Below are 6,342 nucleotides of genomic sequence, written 5' to 3'. Positions count from 1 at the left end.
GCCCCAAGCCCCGTCCCGCGCGGCGGTCGGCAAGGAGGAGGTCCTCGCCGCCGTCGACCGGGCCAGGGCCCTGCTCGACGCCGGACGCGTCACCGAGGCCGCCGCGGTGCTGGCCGAGGCCGTGTCCGCCGCCGCGGAGGCGCACGGGCACGACTCCGCGGTGGTGCGGCTGCTGCGCAAGCAGTACGCGGCGACGCTGATGGAGAACGGCCAGTACCGGACCGCACTGCCCGAACTCCGGGTCCTGGCGGAGGACCGGGCGGCACAGGCGGGGCCGGCGGACCCGCAGGCGGTCAGCTACCGCTTCGACGCCGCACAGTGCCTGGAGCACCTCGGTGCGACGGCGGACGCGCTCGCCGAGTACCGGGCCCTGCTGCCGGCCGTGCGGCAGCCGGGCGCCGATCCGGACCTGTCGCTGGCGGTCTGTCATCGGACGGCAGGGCTGCTGCTGGCCACCGGCGACCGGGCGGGAGCGCGGGCGCTGCTGCTGCGGCTGCTGGGCGAGGCCGAACGGCTCGGCGGTCCGCAGCACCCGCTCGCCGTCGAGGCCCGCCGCGGCCTCGACGCCGTGGTGCTGTAGCCCCGGGGCGCTGCTGACGGATCGTCGGCTGCTGAGCGCAGCCGGCTGGTCGCGCAGATCCCGCGCTTCTGACGTCGGCGGGTTGTCCCCATCCCTTCAGGCGCCCGTGGGAGTGAGGCGTGCCGGTCTGATTGACAGGGGGGTGTGCCGTACGAGTGACCCTCGAAGGAGTGAGAACGGCCGAGGGCAGTGCCGTGGTCGATTGCCGAGGGCATGTGACAATCGATGATTTCCTTCGGCGATGCTTCCGAAGCGCTTCGGAAGCCGTTCCGGGAGTGCTCCCGGTTATCCCTCTGAGCAGGGTTTTCCCATGTCGAGGACCTGGACCGGTCATGGCGGCGGGCACCGCCGGAAGGAATCCAACCGAGAATGATGGCAGGGCGGTGAAGTTGGGTAAAGGCTCTACGAACACGGAGTATTCGTGCTTCCCTGCTTCTGAGTCCCCGGAATGATCCGCTGCCGCAGGGCAGCCATGCCCCGATGCGCCGGATCCGCACGGCCGTGCGCGTACCCGGCGGCAGTTCCGACCCGGTGCCCTCGAGTGACCCGAGTACGCGGAGCCAAGAATGCTCACCACCCTGAACACCTCCTACACCGACACCCGCGCCGGGGATCTGGCCTGGTGCCTGGGCAGCAAGGAACTGCCCGCGCTGGCGGTCCTGGACCTCCGGATCGGCCCGGTGGACCTCCAGTTACGCCTGCTGGGCGCCTCCCACCAGGTAGTCCTCGGTATGGAGTCCGGCGACTGCTCGGAGACCGTGGCCTGCCTTCCGGGGCGGCGCTCACCGCTGCCGGCCCGGGTCGCCGAGCGCGTGCAGGGACGTGAGTACGAATTCGCGGCGCGAGTGGAAACATGGGAGGAACAATCTTTCGCAGGCAGGGCACAGGAGTTGCTGGCGCTGGTCGAGAACCATCCGTATGGACTGGCCGGGGTGTTCCCGGGCGACCCGACAGCCTTCACCGCATTGCTCGCCGGAGGTGACGCCCAGGGGATCCACTGGCGGACCTGGCACGCCTATCCGCAGGAGGGGCGACTGGTGTGCACCCGTTCTTCGTTGAAAGTCCAAGACTGGTACCGGAGTTGACGGATCGATGATGGTGCGGCAATTCCCGTTCGGGCCTTGGGAACTCGTCCGCTCACATGATCGAAGCGTCAATGAGGAACACATCCCTATCACTCTTGCGGGGGAAGTGGCTGTGACCTGACGTCGCCTAGCGTTTGTTCGTGATCAACCATTCCGCAGGGTCCTCGCAGCCGCCGACCGGGGGCGGGCCGGCCGGGCGCGGGCGTGCCGGCGGCAGACGTGCCGCCCGGCTGCTGGTGCTGCTCGCGGCATTCGTCTGCGCCGCCTGCGGACTGGTGTACGAGCTGGAACTGGTGGCGCTGGGCAGCTATCTGCTCGGCGACTCGGTCACCCAGGCCTCGGTGGTGCTCTCGGTGATGGTCTTCGCCATGGGGGTCGGCTCACTGCTGGCAAAACGCTTCACCCGCCGCCCGGCGACCTCCTTCGCCCTGGTGGAGAGCGCGCTCGCGCTGGTCGGCGGGTTGTCGGTGCTGCTGCTCTACGGCTGCTTCGTCTGGGTCGGCCACTACCGGACCGCCCTGGTCGGCGTCGCGCTGCTGATCGGCGTCCTGATCGGGGCGGAGATCCCGCTGCTGATGACCCTGATCCAGCGGATCCGCCGGCAGGAGGCGGGCCGGGCCGTCGCCGACCTCTTCGCCGCCGACTATGTCGGGGCCCTGGTCGGCGGCCTGGCCTTTCCCTTCCTGCTGCTGCCGTTGCTGGGCCAGGCCACCGGTGCGCTGCTGACCGGCGCGATCAACGCCGTCGCGGGCGCGGTGGTGGTGCTCTGGCTGTTCCCCCGGGAGCCCAGCCCCCGGGTCAGGGTGCTGCTCTGGAGCCTGTGCGGCGCGGTGCTGGTGGTGCTGGCCGTCGCCGCGGCGCTCACCGGCGCGTTCGAGCGCGCCGCCAGGCAGGCGCTGTACGGGGCGCCGGTCCGCTTCGCCAGCCAGAGCCGCTACCAGGACATCGTGCTGACCGGACCGGACCGGGTGCCCCCGCCGCGTACCGCCGCCGACGGCTACCGGCCTTCCGCGACGCCGGCCGGGCCGGGTCGGTCCGCGTCCCCGCTGCGGCTGTACCTCGGCGGCAGGCTCGCCGTCTGCGGCGCCGACGAGGCGCGCTACCACGCCGCGCTGGTCCAGCCCGCCCTGGTCGGCGCGCACGCCCGGGTGCTGGTCCTCGGCGGCGGGGACGGCCTGGCGGCGGCCGAGGCCCTGCGCGAGCCCGGCGTCCGCCGGGTCACCGTGGTGGAGATCGACCCGATGGTGGTGCGGCTCGGCCGCACCGACCCGGAGCTGACCCGGCTGAACCGGGACGCCCTGGCCGACCCCCGGGTGCGGGTGGTCACCGCCGACGCCTTCGACTGGCTGCGCACCGCGGCCGACGACGGGTCCCGCTACGACGTGGTCGTCGCCGACCTCCCGGACCCGGGCCTGGACGAGAGCCGCAAGCTCTACACCCAGGAGTTCTACGGCATGGTCCGCCAGGTGCTCGCCCCGGACGGGCGGCTGGCCGTGCACGCCGGACCGGTCGCCGCCGACGCCTTCTGGGCGGCCGAGGCCACCCTGCGCTCCACCGGGCTGCGGACCGCGGAGTACGCGGTGCCGGCCGACCGCGGCTGCGACGGGCCGACCGACTGGGGCTTCATCCTGGCCTCCGCGGCCGTGCCCCGGCTCCGGCCGCCGACCAGCCAGGACGCCGCACCGGGCAGCCTGGACGCGGCCGCGCTGCGGATCGCCGCCACCCTCGCCGACCTGCGCCGCCCGGCGCACCAGCCGGGCCCCTCGACGCTGCTGAACCCGCGCTGAGTTCACGTTGGGTGAGGTTCACAGCCGTATACCCCCGCCCCAGAGCCCGGTGGTCTGTAGGCTTCCAAGGCATGGAGCATGAGGTTCTGGTAACGCTTCCGCAGCAGGACGTCCGCGCGGCGCTGCGCCGCCCCGAGCTGCTGGCGCGCTGCCTGCCGGGTTTCACCGTGGAGCAGCCCGAGGCCGGCGCCGGGGGCGGGCCGGGCGGCACGCCGGAGGCGGTGCCCGCTCTGTTCGGCCGACTGAAACTGCGGGTCGGCAGCTCCTCGATCACCTACCGGGGCGAGCTGGAGTTCGATGCGGTCACCCCCGGTAACCCCCGCCCGGCCGGCCCTGGTGGTCCCGCCGGCGCCGCCGATAGCGCCGACCCCGCCGACCCCGCCGATCAGGACGACCTGGTCGTCTCCGTCCGGGCGCAGCAGTCCGTCGGCAGCGGCGCGGTGTCGGGGCGGCTGCGGGTCGCGGTGCGGCCGGAGGGTGAGGAGCACACCCGGGTGCTGTTCCGGGGCGACCTCACCGCCAAGGGCCGGGTGGAGGAACTCCACCCGCAGGCGGTCTCGGTTGCGCTGCGCCGTCTGCTGGATCGTTTCTGCGCCGCGATGGTCGCCGACCTCGCCGACGCCGACCTGATCGGCGGCGACGGCGCCGCCCAGGGGGAGGGCGACGAGGCCGATCCGATCCTCTTCGCCGAACTGGCCGACCTGGAGGACCTGGCCGGGCTCGGCGAGCTCACCGACCTCTCCGAGCTCGCCGACTTCGACGACCCGCAGGGACCGGACAGCCCCGAGGACCCCGACGGGATCGAGGGCATCGACGGTGTGGAGGGCGCGGAGGGCATCGACGGCATGGAGGGCATGGACGAGTCCGGGCTGTTCCTGATCGACGAGCCCGCTGATTCCTTCAACGCCGCCGCCGCCCTCAACGAGCCCTGGCCGGACTCCTCGGCGACCCGCCGCAGCATGGTCGGCCGCTCCGCGGAGGAGGTGGACCACGCCCCGCCGAGCGGGCGCTACGGCCCCACCCTGCCCCCGCGCAGCGCCCGCTCCCGGGCGGCGGCCCGCTGGGGCGGTCCGCCCCGCCGGATGGGCGAGCCGCCCTCCGCCGACGGCGAGCCCAGCCGGCTGCCCTGGATGGTCGGCGGGGGAGCGGCCCTGATCGGCGGCGCGGTGATCCTGGCCCGGGTGCTGCGCCGACGCGGGTAGCGTCGACTCCGACGATCCGCATCCCAGGAGGTTCGATGCCCCGCCCCGCCGCCTCTGCCCCCGCCGCCGGCCAGACCGACGCCGTCCTGCTGACGGCGGGTGAGGTGGAGGCGACCGTGCTGCCGGGCGACGGCTGCCGACTGGGCAGTCTCAGGATCGGCGGCACCGAACTGCTGCGGACCCGGACGGACCCCGGCGCGCAGGGGGAGGGCGTCTTCGGCTACGGGTCCTTCCCGATGGTGCCCTGGGCCGGACGGATCGACCACGGCCGCTGGCGCAACGGCGGCGAGATGCACGCCCTGCCCGTCGACATGCCGCCGCACGCCATCCACGGGACCGGCGTCCGCAGCGCCTGGAGCCCGGCGGCGCCGGCGAGGGCCACCAGCGCCGCGTTCTACTACGACCTGGCCGACCCGTGGCCCTACGCGGGCCGGGTCACGCAGCTGTTCGAGCTGACCCCCGAGTCACTGCGGACCACCCTGTCGGTGGAGACCGCCGAGGTCTCCTTCCCGGCCATGGCCGGCTGGCACCCGTGGTTCCGCAAACAGCTCAGCCCGGACGGCGCCCGGGCCCGGCTGGACTTCGAGCCTGCCTGGCAGGAGGAGCGCGGCAGCGACCACCTGCCCACCGGCAACCGGATCAGCCCGACCGGGGGCCCGTACGACGACTGCTTCGGCCTCCCCTACGGGGTCGCCGCGACGCTGGTCTGGGAGGGCGAGCTCAGCCTGGAGATCACCGCTGGCTGCGACTGGCTGGTGGTCTTCGACGAGCTGGACGACGCCCTCTGCGTGGAGCCGCAGACCGGTCCGCCCAACGGCATCAACACCGCTCCGCGCCTGGTCACCCCCATCGACCCGCTGGAGGTCGGCACCGTCTGGACCTGGCGCCGCCCCTGACCGCGGGCGTCGGCGTGCGGCCGGGCGGACCGGGTCCGGCCGATAAGCTGGGGCCTCATGAGCACCCACCGCGACGCGCTTCTCGACCAGATCAAGACCAAGGCCGTGGTCCACGGCAAGGTCACCCTGTCCTCGGGCCTGGAGTCCGACTACTACATCGACCTCCGCCGGATCACCCTGGACGGCCAGGCCGCGCCGCTGGTCGGACAGGTGATGCTGGACCTCACCGCCGAGCTGGACTTCGACGCCGTCGGCGGGCTCACCCTGGGTGCGGACCCGGTGGCCACCTCGATGCTGCACGCCTCCGCCGCGCGCGGTGAGCGGCTGGACGCCTTCGTGGTCCGCAAGGCGCAGAAGGCCCACGGCATGCAGCGCCGGATCGAGGGCACCGACGTCAAGGGCCGCCGGGTGCTGGTCGTCGAGGACACCTCCACCACCGGCGGCTCGCCGCTGACCGCCGTCGAGGCGGTACGGGAGGCCGGTGGCGAGGTCGTCGCCGTCGCGGTCATCGTCGAGCGCGGCGCGGCCCCCACCGTCGAGGCCGCGGGCCTGCCGTACCTGGCCGCCTACCAGCTGACCGACCTGGGTCTGTAGGTCGGCCGATTCTTTGCCGATCGGCCGGTCCGGCGGTGCGGCGGCAGCACCGCCGGTGGCGGTAGCGGGGCGTCAGCGCCTGCGGTGGCGCCCGCCGACGGCGGTCGCGGCGGCCTCGTCCTCCGAGGACCGCTGCACCGGAGCGGCGGAGCCGCCGGTGCCGGCGGGTCGCCCCCGCCGAACGCCCCCCTCCCCCCC

The 6,342-nt window shown here is 73.7% G+C and carries 6 protein-coding genes; all 6 read left to right on the top strand.

All coding sequences use genetic code 11. The features are described from left to right. On the top strand, positions 1–580 hold a 580-nt coding region (locus TR46_RS42730; protein ID WP_042407986.1), incomplete at its 5' end, for a tetratricopeptide repeat protein. Between the two features lie 566 nt (positions 581–1,146). Beyond that, a complete protein-coding gene (locus TR46_RS30695; RefSeq protein ID WP_042407983.1) occupies positions 1,147–1,665 on the top strand; it encodes a DUF2617 family protein in 519 nt (172 codons plus the stop codon). A 140-nt stretch (positions 1,666–1,805) separates the two neighbouring features. Continuing rightward, positions 1,806–3,452 (top strand): polyamine aminopropyltransferase, encoded by a 1,647-nt coding sequence (locus TR46_RS30690; RefSeq protein ID WP_084719082.1) that lies wholly within the window; start codon positions 1,806–1,808, stop codon positions 3,450–3,452. Between the two features lie 71 nt (positions 3,453–3,523). Continuing rightward, positions 3,524–4,654 (top strand): SRPBCC family protein, encoded by a 1,131-nt coding sequence (locus TR46_RS30685; RefSeq protein WP_042407980.1) that lies wholly within the window; start codon positions 3,524–3,526, stop codon positions 4,652–4,654. Between the two features lie 35 nt (positions 4,655–4,689). Continuing rightward, positions 4,690–5,550, top strand: a complete 861-nt coding sequence (locus TR46_RS30680; RefSeq protein WP_042407970.1) for an aldose epimerase family protein — start codon at positions 4,690–4,692, stop codon at positions 5,548–5,550. A 57-nt stretch (positions 5,551–5,607) separates the two neighbouring features. Beyond that, complete coding sequence (pyrE, locus tag TR46_RS30675; protein WP_042407967.1) at positions 5,608–6,144, top strand: orotate phosphoribosyltransferase; 537 nt, start codon at positions 5,608–5,610, stop codon at positions 6,142–6,144. The last annotated feature ends 198 nt before the right edge of the window (positions 6,145–6,342 follow it).

This window comes from Streptacidiphilus carbonis, assembly GCF_000787775.1.
GTDB lineage: Bacteria > Actinomycetota > Actinomycetes > Streptomycetales > Streptomycetaceae > Streptacidiphilus > Streptacidiphilus carbonis.
This window is presented reverse-complemented; position numbering and strand designations above follow the sequence as displayed.